General features: G+C 70.9%; 16 protein-coding genes. 10 read left to right on the top strand and 6 right to left on the bottom strand.

Translation table 11 applies throughout. The features are described 5' to 3' along the window. Positions 1-7: 7 nt before the first annotated feature. From BW41_RS19785 to BW41_RS19760, 6 genes are all read right to left on the bottom strand, one after another. Positions 8-1,546, bottom strand: a complete 1,539-nt coding sequence (locus BW41_RS19785) for a GMC oxidoreductase (RefSeq protein ID WP_037536963.1) — start codon at positions 1,544-1,546, stop codon at positions 8-10. Next, positions 1,543-2,892, bottom strand: a complete 1,350-nt coding sequence (locus BW41_RS19780) for an alpha/beta fold hydrolase (RefSeq protein ID WP_037536962.1) — start codon at positions 2,890-2,892, stop codon at positions 1,543-1,545. Before BW41_RS19780 ends, BW41_RS19785 begins: the two co-directional genes overlap by 4 nt. A gap of 63 nt (positions 2,893-2,955) precedes the next feature. After that, entirely contained in the window at positions 2,956-4,308 is a 1,353-nt protein-coding gene (locus BW41_RS19775) for a dihydrolipoyl dehydrogenase (RefSeq protein WP_037536961.1), read from the bottom strand. A 256-nt stretch (positions 4,309-4,564) separates the two neighbouring features. Next, positions 4,565-5,764, bottom strand: a complete 1,200-nt coding sequence (locus BW41_RS20265; RefSeq protein ID WP_161773149.1) for an alpha/beta hydrolase — start codon at positions 5,762-5,764, stop codon at positions 4,565-4,567. Continuing rightward, positions 5,761-6,747: an acyltransferase family protein gene (locus BW41_RS19765; RefSeq protein WP_051583735.1), complete on the bottom strand. Its 987-nt coding sequence runs from the start codon at positions 6,745-6,747 to the stop codon at positions 5,761-5,763. The genes BW41_RS20265 and BW41_RS19765 overlap by 4 nt, the downstream gene beginning before the upstream one ends. A 94-nt stretch (positions 6,748-6,841) precedes the next feature. Next, positions 6,842-7,738 carry a helix-turn-helix domain-containing protein gene (locus tag BW41_RS19760; RefSeq protein ID WP_037536960.1) on the bottom strand — a complete coding sequence of 299 codons (897 nt, stop codon included), beginning with the start codon at positions 7,736-7,738 and terminating at the stop codon, positions 6,842-6,844. 123 nt (positions 7,739-7,861) lie between these two features. Here BW41_RS19760 and pobA point away from each other — a divergent pair, with 123 nt between their 5' ends. The 10 genes from pobA (at position 7,862) to BW41_RS19710 (ending at position 17,454) form a co-directional block, all read left to right on the top strand. Continuing rightward, positions 7,862-9,061, top strand: a complete 1,200-nt coding sequence (gene pobA / locus BW41_RS19755) for a 4-hydroxybenzoate 3-monooxygenase (protein ID WP_037536957.1) — start codon at positions 7,862-7,864, stop codon at positions 9,059-9,061. Then, positions 9,058-9,768, top strand: a complete 711-nt coding sequence (locus tag BW41_RS19750) for a CoA transferase subunit A (RefSeq protein ID WP_037536955.1) — start codon at positions 9,058-9,060, stop codon at positions 9,766-9,768. Before pobA ends, BW41_RS19750 begins: the two co-directional genes overlap by 4 nt. Further along, complete coding sequence (locus tag BW41_RS19745) at positions 9,768-10,415, top strand: 3-oxoacid CoA-transferase subunit B (RefSeq protein WP_037536953.1); 648 nt, start codon at positions 9,768-9,770, stop codon at positions 10,413-10,415. Before BW41_RS19750 ends, BW41_RS19745 begins: the two co-directional genes overlap by 1 nt. Further along, positions 10,412-11,125 carry a protocatechuate 3,4-dioxygenase subunit beta gene (pcaH, locus tag BW41_RS19740; protein ID WP_037536951.1) on the top strand — a complete coding sequence of 238 codons (714 nt, stop codon included), beginning with the start codon at positions 10,412-10,414 and terminating at the stop codon, positions 11,123-11,125. The genes BW41_RS19745 and pcaH overlap by 4 nt, the downstream gene beginning before the upstream one ends. Then, positions 11,118-11,810 carry a protocatechuate 3,4-dioxygenase subunit alpha gene (gene pcaG, locus BW41_RS19735; protein ID WP_037536949.1) on the top strand — a complete coding sequence of 231 codons (693 nt, stop codon included), beginning with the start codon at positions 11,118-11,120 and terminating at the stop codon, positions 11,808-11,810. The genes pcaH and pcaG overlap by 8 nt, the downstream gene beginning before the upstream one ends. After that, positions 11,807-12,946, top strand: a complete 1,140-nt coding sequence (locus tag BW41_RS19730; protein ID WP_037536948.1) for a lyase family protein — start codon at positions 11,807-11,809, stop codon at positions 12,944-12,946. The genes pcaG and BW41_RS19730 overlap by 4 nt, the downstream gene beginning before the upstream one ends. A gap of 1 nt (position 12,947) precedes the next feature. Further along, positions 12,948-14,132: a bifunctional 3-oxoadipate enol-lactonase/4-carboxymuconolactone decarboxylase PcaDC gene (pcaDC, locus tag BW41_RS19725; RefSeq protein WP_037536946.1), complete on the top strand. Its 1,185-nt coding sequence runs from the start codon at positions 12,948-12,950 to the stop codon at positions 14,130-14,132. Beyond that, positions 14,129-15,331, top strand: coding sequence for a 3-oxoadipyl-CoA thiolase (gene pcaF / locus BW41_RS19720; RefSeq protein WP_037536944.1), 1,203 nt, complete (start codon positions 14,129-14,131; stop codon positions 15,329-15,331). The genes pcaDC and pcaF overlap by 4 nt, the downstream gene beginning before the upstream one ends. Before the next feature lie 158 nt (positions 15,332-15,489). Beyond that, the gene (locus tag BW41_RS19715; RefSeq protein ID WP_051583734.1) at positions 15,490-15,960 is read left to right on the top strand and encodes a MarR family winged helix-turn-helix transcriptional regulator; all 471 of its coding nucleotides are present in this window, start codon (positions 15,490-15,492) and stop codon (positions 15,958-15,960) included. A gap of 72 nt (positions 15,961-16,032) precedes the next feature. Continuing rightward, a complete protein-coding gene (locus BW41_RS19710) occupies positions 16,033-17,454 on the top strand; it encodes an aldehyde dehydrogenase (RefSeq protein WP_037536942.1) in 1,422 nt (473 codons plus the stop codon). The last annotated feature ends 65 nt before the right edge of the window (positions 17,455-17,519 follow it).

The following is a 17,519-nucleotide window of genomic DNA, read 5'->3' as shown; positions in this document are numbered from 1 at the left end:
CTGTTCCTTACGGGCGGGAGGTGAGAAACCGGTCGGCGGTGCGCAGCGACAGCGCCATGATCGTCAACGCGGGATTGGCGGCGAGGGCGCTCGGAAAGATCGAATTGTCGCAGATCAGCAGGTTCGGCACCTCGAAGCTGCGCCCGTCGGCATCGACCACCGCGCTCTCGGCATCCTCGCCCATCCGGCAGGTGCCGATGGTATGCGCCGACCGGTCGACCGCGAACACGTCCTGCGCACCCGCCGCCTGCCAGATGTCGGTCATGACGCGGCGGGCATGGCGGTCGATCGCCTGTTCGTTGGCATGATAGCTGAAGCGGACCCGCGCCTTGCGATGACCAAAGGCATCGGTCTCGTCGGCGAGGTCGAGCCGGTTGTCGGCATGCGGCAGGCATTCGCCGTTGATGCCGATCCCGGCCATGCGATTGTAGCCGCGCAGGGTCGTCTGCAACCGTTCGCCCCACATGCCCGCGCCGCGCGCGAGGCCGGTGGCGAGGTTGACCGGCAGCACGCCGAGGCTCTGGATCAGATAGCCGCCGGCGCACCCCGCATCGCCGGGGCGCATCATGTCCTCGCTGATCAGCGACGAGGGATAGCCGCGGTTCATCCGCATATCGGCGTCGAACCGGCCCCAGACCTGCGTCGCGACATGCGCCATGAAATTGCGCCCGACCTGGCCGCTCGCATTGGCGATGCCGAGGTTGAGCAGCAGCCGCGGCGTCTCGACCCCGCCGGCGCACAGGAAGACCGCGTTGCAGCGCTGGCGATGCTGCTGTTCACCCGTCGCATAGACGACCGCGCTGATCCGGCCGCGATCGTCATAGTCGAAGTCGACGACGCGGCAGCCGGGGCGGATCTCCGCGCCATGCGCGACCGCATAGGGCAGATAGGTGGTGTCCATGCTCGTCTTGGCGGCGTTGCGGCAGCCCTGATGGCAGGTGCCGCAATTGACGCAGGCCTGGCGCTGACCGAAATGCGGCTGCTCGCGGTCGCGCGAGACGAGCGCGGCGGGGGCGTCGGTCGCGGTCATGCCGATCGCCGCGCAGCCGCGCGCCATCGCCTCGGCCGCCGCATTGCGCGCCACCGGCGGGTAAGCGTAGCGGCGTGTCGCATCCCACGGATAATGCGCCGGCCCGGAGACGCCGGTGAAGCCCTCGACCTCCTCGATATAGCGGATAAGGTCGTCATGCGGCACGGGCCAGTCCGCGCCTTCGCCGGTCAGCGTCTTCAGCTGCAGGTCGCGCGGATCGGGGCGCGGGCAGAAGGCGCCCCAGTGGAGCATCGACCCGCCGACGCCCATCCCCGAATTGTTCGATCCGAACGCGGTCGGCGTCGCGCCGCCGCTCAGCCGCTCCTCCATCCAATAGATGTCGGCGGCCAGTTCGTCGGCGACATGCTCGTCGGGCCGGAAGGCGCGCCCCGCCTCGAGCGCGACCACCGACAGGCCCGCCGCGGCCAGCCGTGCCGCAAGCGGCGCGCCGCCGGCACCGGTGCCGATCACCACCGCATCGACCGTATCGCGACAGTCGTGGTGCGTGCCCGTCATGCCACCGCCTCCGACTGCACCTGCCAGGCTTCGACCGTGTCGGCCTGGGTGCGGACATAGCCCTGTTTGCGCGGGCCATCGCCGCCGACCGCAAAGCCGTCATAGCCGATCGCCGCCATCGTCGCGGGCAGGGCGACCCAGCTGCGCACCACCTCGGCACGGACATCCTCGAACCACAGGGCCATCTGCGCGGGCGAGAGGTGGCGGCCATCGTCGTCACATCCCACCTCGCCCGCGGCGAGCCGATCGAGCCAGTCCGCCTGGACGGAGCGGTCGAGCGCCGCAAAGCCGCCGGTGACCGTATCGAGCGTCGCGAGGCCGCGAACCCAGGCGATGCGATCGGGCGGCAGGCTGTCGAACCGCCAGCCGTCACCGCCACCATCGCCGATGCTCGCCTCGACGCGCCGGGCGAGATCGTCGGCATCGGCGAGGTCGGGAAGGATCTGACCGGTCAGCGCCACGATCGTCGCATGCTGCGCCGCGCTCCAGTCGCTCGGGCGCGGCGGACGCAGCCGGGCAAGCATCGCCGCGCGGGTGCGGCGGCTGACCCGGGCGGAGCCGAGCAGATCGGCGAAGGCGCGCGGCAGCACGCTCGCGGCGAGGCCGGTTGCGAAGCCGTCGATCAGCGCCGCAAGCGCGTCCGGCTGTTCGTAGGGGATGAGGTGCGCGGCGTCGGCGACGACCGCGACCTCCGCTTCCTCGTAGAGGGGCTGGTTGAGTCGCCGCTGCGCCGCCTCGCCGAGGTCGCCGTCGTCGCTGCCCGCGACGATCAGCGCGGGCATGGCGATGGGACCGATGTCCGCGTTCCAATCCTCGCGGCTGCCGCGTTCGAGCCACGCGATCCACGCCTCCGGGGCGGAGCGCCGCACGTCGGCGATCGCCGCCTCACGCAACGGGTCGGGCAGGCGCGCGGCGGTATTGGCGTCGACGAAGGTCTCCGCCGCGTCGCGGTCGATCGCGCCATCGGCGCACCATCCGAGCATCTGCGCGCGGCGCGCCTCGTCCATCGGCTCGGGCGAGGGCGGCGAGGCGGCGACCAGCACGACGCCGAGCAGGCGCGACAGGCCGTATTCGCCCGCCGCGGCGCGCGCGGCGACGAGCGTCGCCATCTTGCCGCCCATGCTGTGGCCGACGAGGATGCAGGCCGGCGCACCGCTGGCGCGGATCGCGTCGGCAAGCTGGTCCGCCATCGTCACGACATCGGCATGACCCTGACCGGCGGCGGCGCCGAAGCCCGGCAGATCGAGCGCCACGCAGTCGTAATCGGGCAGGCGCTCGCGCACCTGCCGCCATTCGTCGCCGCTCGCACCGAGGGCGTGGAGCATCAGCAGCGTCGGTCGGATCATGAGTCTCTTTCCCTCCAGTGGAAGGCCGGGGCGCAGACGAGCGCCATGACGCGCATCATCGGCTCAGGCGTCGGTGCCGAGCAGATCGCGCGCGGCGCTCTGCAACAGCTCCTCGACGGTCGGGTGATACCAGGGCTGGTCGGCGAAGGTGGCGATGTCGGTGCCGCGATCGATCGCCAGTGCGACCAGATGGCCGAGATGCTCGCCCTCCGGCGCGACGATCGTCGCGCCGATCAGCAGGCCGTCGGCGTCGGCATAGAGGCGGACGATGCCGTCGGAGCGGCCGTCCGCGGTCGCCCGGCCATTGTCCTCGACCGTGGCGCTGCCGATCCGGGCACCGTCGGGCAGCGCGTCGAAGCGCGTGCCGACCGAGACGATATTGGGCTCGGTGAAGGCGATGGCGAGCGAGGGGATCTCCCGCGCCGGTGGTCCGCCCGCGGCGACGTCGCCGGCGATCCGCCCGCCGCGCGCCGCCTCGTGCAGCACCGGGCGCCAGGCATTGGCGTCACCGGCGATGAAGATACGGCTGTCGCCACAGCGGCGGGTACTTTTATCGAAGGGCGGCGTACCGTGGTCGTCGCGCGCGATGCCGGTGGCGTCGAGGGCGAGCGCGTCGAGCGTCGGCGGCCGTCCGGTCGCGGCGAGGATCAGGTCGACGGTGACGCTGCCGCCGTCCCAGCGGATGCAGGCGCCGTCGTCACCCGGCTGCGCGCTGGCATCGACGCCGAGCTCGATGCGCATCTCCTTGCGCAGCGCGGCGAGCGCGAGCGTGTTCGCCTCCGGATCGTCGAGTCCGCCGACGGTGTCGCCGCTGTCGATCACCGTCACTTCGCTGCCGAGCCGCGCGAACGCCTGGGCGAGCTCGAGGCCGAGCGGGCCGGCGCCGAACACCGCGAGGCGCTGCGGCAGGCCGTCGATCTCGAAGATCGTCTCATGCGTGTGGACCCGGTCGCGCACCGCGTCGAGCGCGTCGGGGATAATCGGATGGCCGCCGGTGGCGATGATGATCCCCTGCCGCGCGACGATCGTTCGCTCGTCCGTCGTCACCGTATCCGGGCCAGTGAAGCGCCCGGTGCCGTGGAGGACGTGGTCGGCCGGGATGGCGTGATAATCGTCGAGTACCGCGGCGACGAAACGGTCGCGCTCGTCGCGGACACGCTGCCAGACGCGCGCGGCGTCGATCGTCACCGCACCGGTGACGACGCCGAACTCGGCGGCGCGGCGCGCCTCGTGCGCATGGCGGGCGGCGGCGATCAGCAGCTTCGACGGCATGCAGCCGACGCGGGTGCAGGTCGACCCGCCGGGACCTTTCTCGACGATGACGGTATCGGCGCCGCGCGCGACCGCCGCCTTATAGGCCTTGAGGCCGGCGGTCCCCGCTCCGATGATCAGCACGTCGCACTGGCGTGTTTCCACTTTCCGTCTCCTCGCACGACCGACCACGCCGGCAGGGTGTCGCCTGCGGCCCGTCGTGTCCGTTGTGTCCGATGATCGCGCATCGTCCGCAGCGGATGATCCGCCGGATGACGCCACGCCGACCGTGATGACCTGTCTTGATGAACCTGAATGAGCCGAACGCGCGGCAATGATGCCGGTTCAGCCGACCCGACGGAAAAACTGATCTATGCGAAGGATATGCGTCGGTGGACGCGGTGGCGCGCCCGTCCGTCGGTCACGATACGGGGGCGCGGCGTGAGTAGAGGTTCATGAACCGGGTGATCGTTTCCATCGTCAGCTGATTGGCGATGCTGTGATAGGCGGTGTTGAAGTTGTGGCCGGCATAGGGCAGCACGACGAGATCGACGCTGTTGCCGCTCGCCGCCGAGCGGGTCGCGAAGGCTTCGACGCTGGCGATGGGCAGCAGCGGATCATTCTGGCCGGCAAGGATCAGCGTCGGCGGCTTGCCCGGCGCGACCAGTCGCCGCAGGTCGAGCGCGGCGTAGCGCGCCGGATAGGCTTCGGGCGGGCCGCCGATATAGCGCGTCATGTAGAGGCGCTGCTGATCCTGCAGCTCGCCCGGCCGCCACCACGAGGCGAGCGGATCGATCAGCGGCGCCTTGACGATCACCGCGGCGATCGACGGGCTGCGGGGGCCGCAGCTGCGATCGGCGCCGCCGTCCTCGACCGTATAGGCGGCGGCGAGGGCGAGATTGCCGCCCGCTGATACGCCGAACACGGTGACGCGATCGGGGTCGGCATGCAGTTTGCGGGCATGCGACACCACCCAGCGCAGCGCGCAGCGCACGTCGCGGGTCGCCAGGTTCCAGGTCGGCCGATCCGGCCGCGCCAGCCGGTAATCGATGCTGATTACGATGAAGCCGCGCTCGGCATAGCGGCGCATATTGGCGGCGCCGACCCGGCGGCTACCTTCGATAAAGCCGCCGCCATGGACGACGAGCAGCACCGGCCGCGGCGGGCCGACCGCGACATCCGTGGGACGGTAGAGGTCGAGCCACAAGGGCTCCCCCTGCGGCCGGGCGAAGACGAGGCTGCGATCGGGCTGGGCCGCCTCGCTGAACTCGCGCCACGACAGGGTGCTCGGCAGGTCGATCTCCGCCTCGTTCGCCGCGGCGACCTGCAGCAGATGGACGATGACGATCGTCGCGCCGATCGCCGTCACCCCGGCGACGGTGAGCAGGGCGCGGGTCAACGCGGTCGGGCGGGCGCGATGCGCCAGCCATGCGATCACGGCGATCGTCACGGCGACGAGGAAGATCCACGTCACCCGATTGGGCACGATGTCGCTCGCGACGATGCGCAGCCACGGCACGATCGGGATCATCGCGCCGAACAGCAGGGCGAGCATCGGCAGCAGCACGAGCCAGGCGATCGTCAGCATCCCGGTACGGGCAAGCGCGGCAACACCGGTCATGCGAGCCGTTCCTGCAACGCCACCTCGCGGGCTGGCGATGGTCCCGTCCGGACGGTGACGCCGAAGACCCGCGCCGCGGCGCCATGCCGGGTGAGCCATGCACAGGCGAGCGCAAGCGACAGGATCGTGACGCCGAGCATCGGCACGCCGCGGATGCCGGCGCTCGACCACAGACCGAAGACCATCGGGTGCCAGAGGTAGAAGAACAGGCTATGGCGGCCGATGCCGCCGATCACCGGCAGCGACCATGCGCTCGCCCGGATGCCGGGCAGCAGGCAGATCAGCGACAGCGACGCGATCAGGCTCGCCGCCACCTCACCCGACGCGGACGGATGGGCGTAGAGCGTGCACCACCACACCAGTCCGATCGGCGCGAGCACCAGCGCCGCACAGATCTTGCCGCGATCGATCGCGCGATCGGCGACCCAAACGCCGTAGAAGAAATAGATCGGGAAGATGAAGAAGCGCCGGTCGGGCATCCAGCCGTTGAAGTCGTGGCGGACGACATGCTGCACGCCGAGCAGGTACATCGCCGCGATACTCACCGGAATGGCGACGCCGAGCATCGACAGCGGCGTGCGCCGGCTCAGCGCGGCGATGACGATGAAGCTCATCATCACCGGGACGAACCAGAAGTGGAAGGGCGGCCGCACCGGCACGGCGAGCAGCGCGAGCGGGGTGAGCTGCGTCGCGCAGGTCAGATAGACGCCGCAGGCGATCAGCCAGGGCGCGATCAGCCGCGCGCCATAGCGGTGCAGCGTGACCGCCAGCGGCCGCGACCGCGCGCCGCCGAGATTAAATAGATAGCCCGTCAAGCCGATGAACAGCGGCATCCGCACCCCCGCGCCGAGCCAGGTGAGGAAGCTCGTCCGGTCGGTGATCTCGGCATAATGACCGGCGATCACCGCGAGGACGAGCAGGCCGCGCAGCGTATCGATCGTCCGGTCGCGCCGCCGGGTGTCCGCGTGATCGCCGAATAGCACTGTCGTCTCCGCCCTTTGGGCGGGGATACGGGCTTGAGGTTAAAGAGATATGCGTCGCCACGCGGCGCGTCGGGGCAAGGGCGGCCGATGCCGGCTATGAGCGGCGGTCCGCGGCGTCCACCGCATTCGCACGGCGGTAGCGCAGCGGTGACCGGCCGGCGTGGCGGGTGAAGAAGCGGGTGAAATAGGCGGGATCGGCGAAACCGAGCGCATAGCCGATCTCCGCCACCGACAAATTCGAATAGAGCAGCGCGCGGCGTGCCTCCAGCATCGCGCGCTGGTCGAGCATCGCCGCGGGCGAGCGGCCGGCGATGCGCGCGCAGGCGACGCGCAGGCTCGTCTCGCTGGTGCCGAGCGCGGCGGCATGCGCGGCGATGCTCTCGCGCCGGCGGAAGCGATCCTCGATCCGGGCGCGGAAGCGGGCGACGAGGCCGGCATGCTGGCCCGGCGCGGGCGCGGCGGCGGCATCGTCGCCCGGCAGCAGCCGCAGCGCGCCGACCAGCATCGCGAGCAGCGCCGCCTCGACCGCGACATGATGACCCGCGGCGGACCAGGCGAGCTCCTGGCGCAGCGTCGCCATCGCCTGCGTCAGCCGCGCGGCGACGGCGGCGTCAGGGGTCAGCGCCTGGGGCCGGTCGAACACCGGGGCGAGGTCGGGATGACGCGCGACGAGATCCTTGAGGAAGGTGCGCGCGAGCGTCAGCACCCAGCCCGCCGACTCGCTCGTCCAGTGAAAGCCGTGGACGACGCCGGCGGGGATCAGCAGCAGCGCCGGCGCGTCGAAGCGCATCGCCGCATCCTCCGCCTGCATCGCGCCGCCGCCCGATCCGATCAGGAACATCTGCACCAGATCGGCATGGGCATGCGGTCGGATCGTCCATTCGCTCGGCCGCGAACGGTCATCGAGCTGCTCGACATGGATGAAGCCGTCGGCGACCGCGCGATGCGGCTCGCCGTAGAGATAGAAGCTCGGCACCGGATCGGTTCCCATCGCCCGAGCATAACGGCCGCGCTGGAAAATCCAACTTTTCGGCTGGCGACGGCATGGCCCGCGCCGCGGCCGCCGCGCACCTTGGCGGCAGGCGATGCGAAGAGTCGCAGAGAGGATCGACGGATGCGCACACAGGTTGCGATCATCGGGGCAGGGCCGGCGGGGATGTTCCTCGCGCATCTGCTGCGCCGCGAGGGCATCGACGCGGTGGTCTTCGAACGGCGCGACCGCGCCTATGTCGAAGGGCGGGTGCGCGCCGGAGTGCTCGAACAGGTCACCGTCGATCTGATGCACCGGCTCGGGCTCGCCGGGCGGTTGCAGCGCGAGGGGCTGGTGCATGGCGGCACCAATCTGTCGCTCGACGGGCGATCGTTCCGCATCGACATGGCGGCGCTGACCGGCGGATCGACCGTCACCGTCTATGGCCAGCAGGAGGTGATGCGCGACCTGTTCGACGCCGCCGAAGCCGACGACCTGCCGATCGTGTGGAACGCCGAGGATGTCGCCCTTGCCGGGATCGACGGCGAGCGGCCGACGGTATCGTGGCGCGCGGACGGCGTCGACCACCAGGTGGCGTGCGATTATATCGTCGGCTGCGACGGCTATCACGGCATCAGTCGCGCGGCGATCCCGCCCGAGGTGCTGACGACGTTCGAGCGCGTCTATCCGTTCGGCTGGCTCGGCATCCTCGCCGACGTGCCGCCCGCGGACCACGAACTGATCTACGCCAATCACGAACGCGGCTTCGCGCTCGCCTCGATGCGATCGACGACGCGCAGCCGATATTACATCCAGTGCGGGCTCGACGAGGATATCGCCGACTGGTCGGACGACCGCTTCTGGGACGAACTCTGCCTGCGACTCGGCCCCGATACCGCCGCGAAGGTGACGCGCGGACCGTCGTTCGAGAAGGCGATCGCGCCGCTGCGCTCGTTCGTGTCGGAGCCGATGCGCTGGGGGCGGCTGTTCCTTGCCGGCGACGCTGCGCATATCGTGCCGCCGACCGGCGCCAAGGGCATGAACCTCGCTGTGTCGGACGTGACGATGCTCGGCGAGGCGTTCGCGCTCCACTATAAACACGGCTCGGACGCAGGGCTCGACGGCTATTCGGCGCGCGCGCTGGCGCGGGTGTGGAAGGCGGAGCGGTTTTCTTGGTGGTTCACCTCGGTGACCCACCGGTTCCCGACGATGGACGGATTCGACCGGCGTATCCAGATGGCGGAGCTGGATTATATCCGTGGGTCCGAAGCGGCGCAGCGGACGCTCGCCGAGAATTACGTCGGCCTGCCGCTCACCGGCGGGACCAGCAGCGAGGCGGTATGAAGAACAAGATCTACGACAGTCCGGCGGCGGCGCTCGACGGGCTGCTGTTCGACGGGATGACGATCATGTCGGGCGGCTTCGGCCTGTCGGGCAATCCCGAGAGCCTGATCCCCGAGGTGCGCGCGAGCGGCGTGCGCGACCTCACCGTCATCTCGAACAACGCCGGCGCCGATGGCTTCGGCCTGTGGATGCTGCTCGAGACGCGGCAGATCGCCAAGATGATCTCCAGCTACGTCGGCGAGAACAAGCTGTTCGAGCAGCAATATCTGTCCGGCGAGCTGACGCTGGAGCTGACACCGCAGGGTACGCTCGCCGAGCGGATCCGCGCCGGGGGTGCCGGCATCCCGGCCTTCTACACCAAGACCGGCGTCGGCACGGTCGTCGCCGAAGGCAAGCCGGTCGAGACCTTCGAGGGCGAGGACTATGTCCGCGAGACGTGGCTGCGCGCCGATCTGTCGATCATCAAGGCATGGCGTGCCGATCCGGCGGGCAATCTGATGTTCCGCAAGACCGCGCGCAACTTCAACCCGAACATGGCGACCGCGGGCAGGGTGACGGTGGTCGAGGTCGAGGAGATCGTCCCGGCGGGCAGCCTCGACCCCGATGGCATCCACACGCCCGGCATCTATGTCGACCGGATCGTCCGGTCGACGATCAACGAGAAGCGGATCGAGAAGCTGACCGTCCGCGAAGCGGAGGCGATGTGATGGGCTGGACCCGCGAACAGATGGCGGCGCGCGCCGCGCAGGAGCTAGAGGACGGCTTCTACGTCAACCTCGGCATCGGCATTCCGACCCTGGTGGCGAATTACGTGCCCGAGGGGCTCGACGTGACGTTGCAGTCGGAGAACGGCATGCTCGGCATCGGCCCCTTCCCGACGCGCGACGCGGTCGACCCCGACCTGATCAACGCCGGCAAGCAAACGATCACCGCGCTGCCGACCTCGAGCTTCTTTTCCTCCGCCGACAGTTTCGCGATGATCCGCGGCGGCCATATCGACATGGCGGTGCTCGGCGCGATGGAGGTGAGCGCGGCCGGCGACATCGCCAATTGGACGATTCCCGGCAAGATGGTGAAGGGGATGGGCGGCGCGATGGACCTCGTCGCCGGGGTCAAGCGCGTCGTCGTGGTGATGGATCACGCCAACAAGGCGGGCGAGGCGAAGATCCTGCCCGCCTGCACGCTGCCGCTGACCGGGCGGGCGTGCGTCGACCTGATCATCACCGATCTGTGCGTGATCGCCTGCGACAAGCCGGGGCTGCGGCTGGTCGAGCTCGCGCCCGGCGTGACGGTGGACGAGGTGCTCGCCCGGACCGCGGCGCCGGTCGAGGTGGCGGAAGGGCTGGCGGCATGATCGAGGTCCGCCCCTATGCGCGCGACGATGCCGGCGCGCCGCCGTCGCTCTTCCCCGACTATCGCTCGACCGTGCTGCGCGCACCGGCGCAGCCGCCGGTGCGCGCGCCGCAGACGCTGACCGAGACGACCGGGCCGGGCGGCAGCTGGGAGCGGCTGATGGGGCCGGCGCTCGCCGATCTCACCAGCCAGCATAGCGGCACGCCGATCGGCCAGCGGATCGTCGTGTCGGGCCGGGTGCTCGACGAGGCCGGGCGGCCGGTGCCCGACACGGTGGTGGAGATCTGGCAGGCCAATGCCGCCGGGCGCTACGTCCATGTGCGCGATCAATGGGATGCGCCGCTCGATCCCAATTTCACCGGCGCCGGCCGGGTCGTCACCGATGCCGAGGGCCGCTATCGCTTCGTGACGGTGCGGCCGGGGGCCTATCCGTGGGGCAATCACAACAATGCCTGGCGGCCGGCGCATATCCATCTGTCGCTGCTCGGCCCGGCGTTCGCGACGCGCCTGGTGACGCAGCTCTATTTTCCCGACGACCCGCTGATCGAGATCGATCCGATCGCCAATGCGGTGCCGATGCCCTATCGCCAGCGGCTGGTCAGCCGCTTCGATATCGCGACGACCATGCCCAATTGGGCGCTCGGTTACCTGTTCGACATCGTGCTCAAGGGGCGCGCGCAGACGCCGTTCGAGGAGGATCATCATGACTGACCTCGAAACCCGCGAGCCCGCGCCGCGCCAGGACAATCGCGACCCGGCGCTGTTCGGCCAGACGCCGAGCCAGACGGTGGGGCCGTTCTTCCACTATGGCCTGCCGTGGAAGGGTGGCGCCGACCTCGTCGGCCAGTCGGAGATGGGCGCGCGGCCCGACCTGTTCGCCGAGGAGCATTGGCTGCTCAACCTGTCGGCGCCGACCGGTACGCCGCAGGGCGCGGTGATCGAGATCGCCGGCCGCGTGCTCGATGCCGAAGGTGCGCCGGTGGTCGATGCGATGATCGAGATCTGGCAGGCCAATGCCGCCGGCCGCTACCATGCGCTCGACGACGATCGCGACGACGTGCCGATCGACCCGCATTTCATCGGCTTCGGTCGCGCCGCGGTCGATGCCGAGGGCGTGTACCGCTTCCGCACCATCCTGCCGGGGCGCGTGCCGGGGCCGGGCAACAGCCTGCAGGCGCCGCATGTCGCGGTGTCGGTATTCGGGCGCGGGCTGATCAAGCGGCTGGCGACGCGGCTCTATTTCGAGGGGGCGGCGGGCAATGACGAGGATCCGGTGCTCGCCTGCGTCCCCGTCGAACGGCGCGGCACGCTGATCGCGCAGCCGCGCGGCGAGGGGCTCTGGTGGCTCGACCTGCGGCTTGCCGGCGCGGACGAGACGGTGTTCTTCGACCTGTGAGCCTGCTCCGCACCCGACCGGTCGCCACCGCGGCGATGATCGCGACGTTCGACGATGAAGCGACGATCGCCGCGGCGCTCGCCTTCGAAACCGCATTGGCGGCGGCGCAGGCGGCGGTGGGGGTGATCCCGGCGGAGGCCGCCGCGGCGATCGCGGCGGCGGCGTCGGCGCTGCGCCTCGATCCTGCGGCGCTCGCCGAACGGGCGGCGCTGGCGGGGACGCTGGCGATCCCGCTCGTCGCGACGCTGCGGGCGCAGCTCGATGGCGAGGCGGCGACGGCGCTGCATCGCGGCGCGACCAGCCAGGATGTCGCGGACAGCGCGCTGATGATGCAGGTGCGCCGCGCCGGCACGCTGCTGCTCGTCGATACCGACCGAGTCACCACCGCGCTGGCGCCGCTCGCCCGCGCGCATGCCGCGACGCCGGCGATCGGGCGGACGTTGCTGCAGGACGCGCAGCCGATCGGCTTCGGGCTGCGGCTCGCGCAATGGCATGCCGGGATCGCCGCGGCGGCGGCGCGGCTGTCGCGCGAGGTCGCGGCGAAGGCGGCGCTGCAATGGGGCGGCGCGGCGGGCAGCCGGCCCGATCAGGCGGGGCAGGCCGATGCGGTCGCCGCCCGGCTCGCGGCGGCGCTCGGGCTTGCCGAGGCGCCGCCGTGGCATGCGCGGCGCGAGGGGGTGGCGGGTATCGCGGCGGCGCTCGCCATCCTGATCGGTGCGCTCGGCAAGATGGCGCGCGACCTCGCGCTGCTCGCGCAGAATGGCGTCGGCGAGGCGCGCGAGCCTGCGGTCGCCGGGCGTGGCGGATCGTCGGCGATGGCGCACAAGCGCAATCCGACCGGCTGTCAGATCGCGCTGTCCGCCGCGACGCGCGCGCCCGGACTGGTCGCCGGCATCCTCGCCGCGCTGCCGGCGGAGGAGGAGCGCGGGCTCGGCGGCTGGCAGGCCGAGGGGCCGATGCTGGTCGACCTGTTCCTGCTCGCCTCGGGCGCGGCGGAGGCGATGGCGGGCGTCGCCGAGGGGCTGGAGATCGACGGCGATGCGATCGCCCGCAACCTCGCCGCGGCGGGGCAGGGCACCGACATCGGCGACAGCGTGGCATTGGTCGATGCGCTGCTCGACATAGGGAAGGACTGACATGCCGTTTGCGACGCGGGACGGGGTGCGGCTCTACTGGCGGCTCGACGGCGACGATGCCGCGCCGCCGCTGGTGCTGCTCAATTCGATCGGGACCGACATGGCCTTGTGGGCCGGCTGCGTGCCCGCGCTGGCCGGGCGATACCGCGTGCTGCGGATCGACACGCGCGGCCATGGCGCCTCCGACGCGCCCGACGGCGACTATGACCTGCCGATGCTCGCCGCGGATGTGATCGCGGTGATGGATGCCGCCGGCGTCGATCGCGCCGCGGTCGCCGGCGTCTCGCTCGGCGGGATGATCGCGATGCAGCTCGCGCTCGACCATGGCGAGCGGATCACGGCGCTGGCGCTGATCTGCACGTCGGCGACGATGGATGCGGCGGCGTGGGACGATCGCATCGCCACCGTGCGGCGCGACGGCACCGCGGGAATCGCCGATCTGGCGATGGACCGCTTCCTGTCGACAGGCTTTGCCGCGACGCATCCGGCGGAGGCGGCGTCGCTGCGCCGCGGGCTGATCGCGATGGCGGATGCGGGCTATGCCGGCGCGGGCGCGGCGATCCGCGACATGGCGGTGATCGACCGGCTGCCCGGCCTGGCGCTGCCGGTGCTGGTGGTGGCGGGCGACGGCGACCGCTCGACGCCCTTCGCCGGCCATGGCGAGCGGATCGCGGCGGCGATCCCGCACAGCGAGACGGTGCATCTCGCCGTCGGCCACCTCGCCCCCGTCGAGGCGCCGCAGGCGCTGGCGGGCGCGCTGATCGCCTTCCTCACGCGCGACGCGGCGACGGACGCGGCGGCGGCGACGCTGTTCGAGGCCGGGCTGGTCAACCGCCGCCGCATCCTCGGCGACGCCTGGGTCGATGCCTCGCTCGCCAGGCGGACCGACTTCACCGCCGATTTCCAGGCGATGATCACCCGGATCGCCTGGGGCGAGATCTGGGGCCGGCCGGGGCTGGACGAGGCGACGCGGCGGCTGCTGGTGGTGGCGATCACCGCCAGCCTCGGCCGTTGGGAGGAATTCGGCCTCCACGTCCGCGCCGGCCTGTCGCGCGGCGGCTTCACCCGTGACGCGCTGAAGGAGGTGCTGATGCAGACCGCCATCTATGCCGGCGTGCCCGCCGCCAATACCGCCTTTGCCGAAGCGGGCCGCATCATCGCCGAACTGGAAGGGACTGACTCGTGACCGATGCCTTTATCTGCGACGCCATCCGCACGCCGGTCGGCCGCCTCAACGGCGCGCTGTCGACCATCCGCGCCGACGATCTCGCCGCACTGCCGATCAAGGCGCTGATCGAGCGCAACCCCGGGGTCGACTGGGCGGCGGTGGACGATTGCCTGCTCGGCTGCGCCAACCAGGCGGGCGAGGACAATCGCAACGTCGCGCGGATGGCGGCGCTGCTCGCCGGGCTGCCGCCGGAGGTGCCCGGCGCGACCATCAACCGCCTGTGCGGATCGGGGCTCAACGCGATCGGCATCGCCGCGCAGGCGATCCGCAGCGACGATGCCGCGCTGATCGTCGCCGGCGGCGTCGAGCAGATGACGCGCGCGCCCTATGTGCTCGGCAAGGCGGCGACCCCGTTCGACCGTGCGCAAAGAATCGAGGACACGACGCTCGGCTGGCGTTTCGTCAACCCGGCGATGCGCCATGCCTATGGCGTCGATTCGATGCCGGAGACCGCCGAGAACGTCGCCACCGACTGGCAGGTCAGCCGCGAGGATCAGGACGCCTTCGCGCTCGCCAGCCAGACCAAGGCCGCGGCGGCGCAGGCGAGCGGCCGCTTCGCCGCGGAGATCGTCCCGGTGCTGGTGCCGCAGCGCAAGGGCGATCCGGTCGCCTTCGCGGTCGACGAGCATCCGCGCGCGACCAGTGCCGAAGCGCTGGCGAAGCTCAAGCCGGTCGTCCATGCCGACGGCACCGTCACCGCCGGCAATGCCTCCGGCCTCAACGACGGCGCGGCGGCGCTGCTCGTCGCCTCGGCGGCGGCCGCGCAGGCGCACGGCCTCGTGCCGCGGGCGCGGGTGATCGCCATGGCCTCCTCCGGCGTCGCGCCGCGGGTGATGGGGATCGGGCCGGTCGAGGCGGTGCGCAAGGTGCTGCGCCGTGGCGGCGTGACGCTCGATCAGATCGACGTGATCGAGCTCAACGAGGCCTTCGCGGCGCAGGCGATCGCCGTGCTGCGCGACCTCGACGTCGATCCCGCCGATCCGCGCGTCAACCCGAACGGCGGCGCCATCGCGCTCGGCCATCCGCTCGGCATGTCGGGGGCGCGGATCACGATGACCGCGGTCGAACAACTGCAGCGCGAGGGTGGCCGCTATGGACTCGCCTGCATGTGCGTCGGCGTCGGCCAGGGCGTCGCCTTGCTGTTCGAGCGGGTCTAGCCGGCCCGGGCGCGTGACCGGTCGGGCGGCCCGTCGCCGTGGCGATCCGGCATCGCATCCCGCCCGAGTCGGTGACGGGATGCGCCTCGTACCGGCGACGGGTGGCTGCCCGCCCGCGCCGTTGTCAGGCGCCGGGCTTGATCCTATCACCTTCGCCAATGGAAACAGGCACAACCGATCAGGCGACCGATGCGGCAGCGGTCAGGCTGAACGTCCTCGATACGCTGGTCGGCTATCATCTCCGCCGCACCTCGTCGCTGTTCGCCGCCGATTTCGCCGATGCGCTCGGCGATCTCGGCATGCGGCAGGTGCTGTTCGGCATCCTGTCGACGATCCGCGACAATCCCGGCATCAACCAGGGCGCGGCGGGCAAGGTGCTCGGCATCCAGCGGCCCAATATGGTCAGCCTGGTCAACGATCTGGTCGATCGGGGGCTGATCGAGCGGCGGGTCGCGCGCGACGACCGCCGCGCCTTCGAACTCCAGCTGACCCAGGCCGGCGCGGCGCATATCGAGACCGCGCTCGAACGGATCCGCGAGCATGAAGACCTGCTGTTGCGCGACCTTACCGCGGACGAACGGCAGACGCTGATCGCGCTGCTGACGCGGATCGAGCGGGCCGGCGGATGATCGCGTAAAATCCCGCTTGCCCCGGCCATCGGTTTAGGTATGCTCCATAACAAATAAGACTCAGGAGCGGACATGTCGACGGCAGCGACTTTGGAACGGCCCACCTTCACGCGCCACAATCCGGTGACCGGCGCGGTCGCGACCACCGCGCCCGCGCAATCCCCCGCCGATGCCGTCGCCGCCTGCGACGCCGCCGCCGCCGCCTTCGACAGCTGGAGCCAGACCGGCCCGACCGCGCGTCGCGCCGCGCTGACCCGCGCCGCGGCGGCGCTCGAGGCGCGCGCCGACGATTTCGTCGCGGCGATGATGGGGGAGATCGGCGCGACCGAAGGCTGGGCGCGGTTCAACCTGATGCTCGCCGCCGGCATGATCCGCGAGGCGGCGGCGCTGACCACGCAGATCGGCGGTGAGGTCATCCCGTCCGACAAGCCCGGCTGCATCGCCATGGCGCTGCGCGAGCCCGCCGGCGTGGTGCTCGGCATCGCGCCGTGGAACGCGCCGATCATCCTCGGCGTGCGCGCGCTGGCGGTGCCGCTCGCCTGCGGCAATACCGCGGTTCTCAAGGCATCGGAACAATGCCCGCGCACGCATCAGCTGATCGTCGAGGCCTTCGCCGAGGCGCTGCCCGACAATGTGGTTCAGATCGTCAGCAACGCGCCGGCGGATGCGGGCGAGGTGGTCGGCGCGATGATCGATCACCCCGCGGTGCGGCGGGGCAATTTCACCGGATCGACGCATGTCGGTCGGATCATCGCCAAACGCTGCGCCGAACAGCTCAAGCCGGTGCTGCTCGAACTCGGCGGCAAGGCGCCGCTGCTGGTGCTCGAGGATGCCGACCTCGACGAGGCGGTCAAGGCGGCGGCGTTCGGCGCCTTCATGAACCAGGGCCAGATCTGCATGTCGACCGAGCGGATCATCGTCGTCGAAGCCGTCGCCGATGCCTTCGCCGAGAAGTTTGCCGCCAAGGTCAAGACGATGCCGGTCGGCGATCCGCGTGCGGGACAGGCGCCGCTGGGCGCGGTGGTCGATCGCAGGACGGTCGACGGCGTCCGCGCGCTGATCGACGACGCGCTGGCGGGCGGCGCACGGCAGTTGGTCGGCGGCGAGGCGGACGGTGTGCTGATGCCGGCGCATGTCATCGATCACGTCACGCCGGCGATGCGGCTGTTCCGCGACGAAAGCTTCGGCCCGGTGGTCGGCATCATCCGCGCCGCCGACGAGGCGGAGGCGATCCGGCTCGCCAACGACAGCGAATATGGCCTGTCCGCGGCGGTGTTCACCCGCGACACCGCGCGCGGCCTGCGCGTCGCCCGCGCGATCAAATCGGGCATCTGCCACGTCAATGGCCCGACCGTGCACGACGAGGCGCAGATGCCGTTCGGCGGCACCAAGGGTTCGGGCTACGGGCGGTTCGGCGGCCGCGCCGGCATCGACTCCTTCACCGAATTGCGCTGGGTGACGATCGAGACGCAGCCCGGCCACTTCCCGATCTGATCCTACAATTATCGTATTCCTAACCACCGTCGCGTCGCGCGTCGCGGCGCCTGGAGACCTGTGTC

Origin of the sequence: Sphingomonas sp. RIT328, assembly GCF_000632225.1 — a bacterium.
Classification (GTDB): domain Bacteria; phylum Pseudomonadota; class Alphaproteobacteria; order Sphingomonadales; family Sphingomonadaceae; genus Sphingomonas; species Sphingomonas kyungheensis.
Note: the sequence above shows the minus strand (reverse complement) of the source record. Positions and strands in the feature narration are given on the sequence as shown.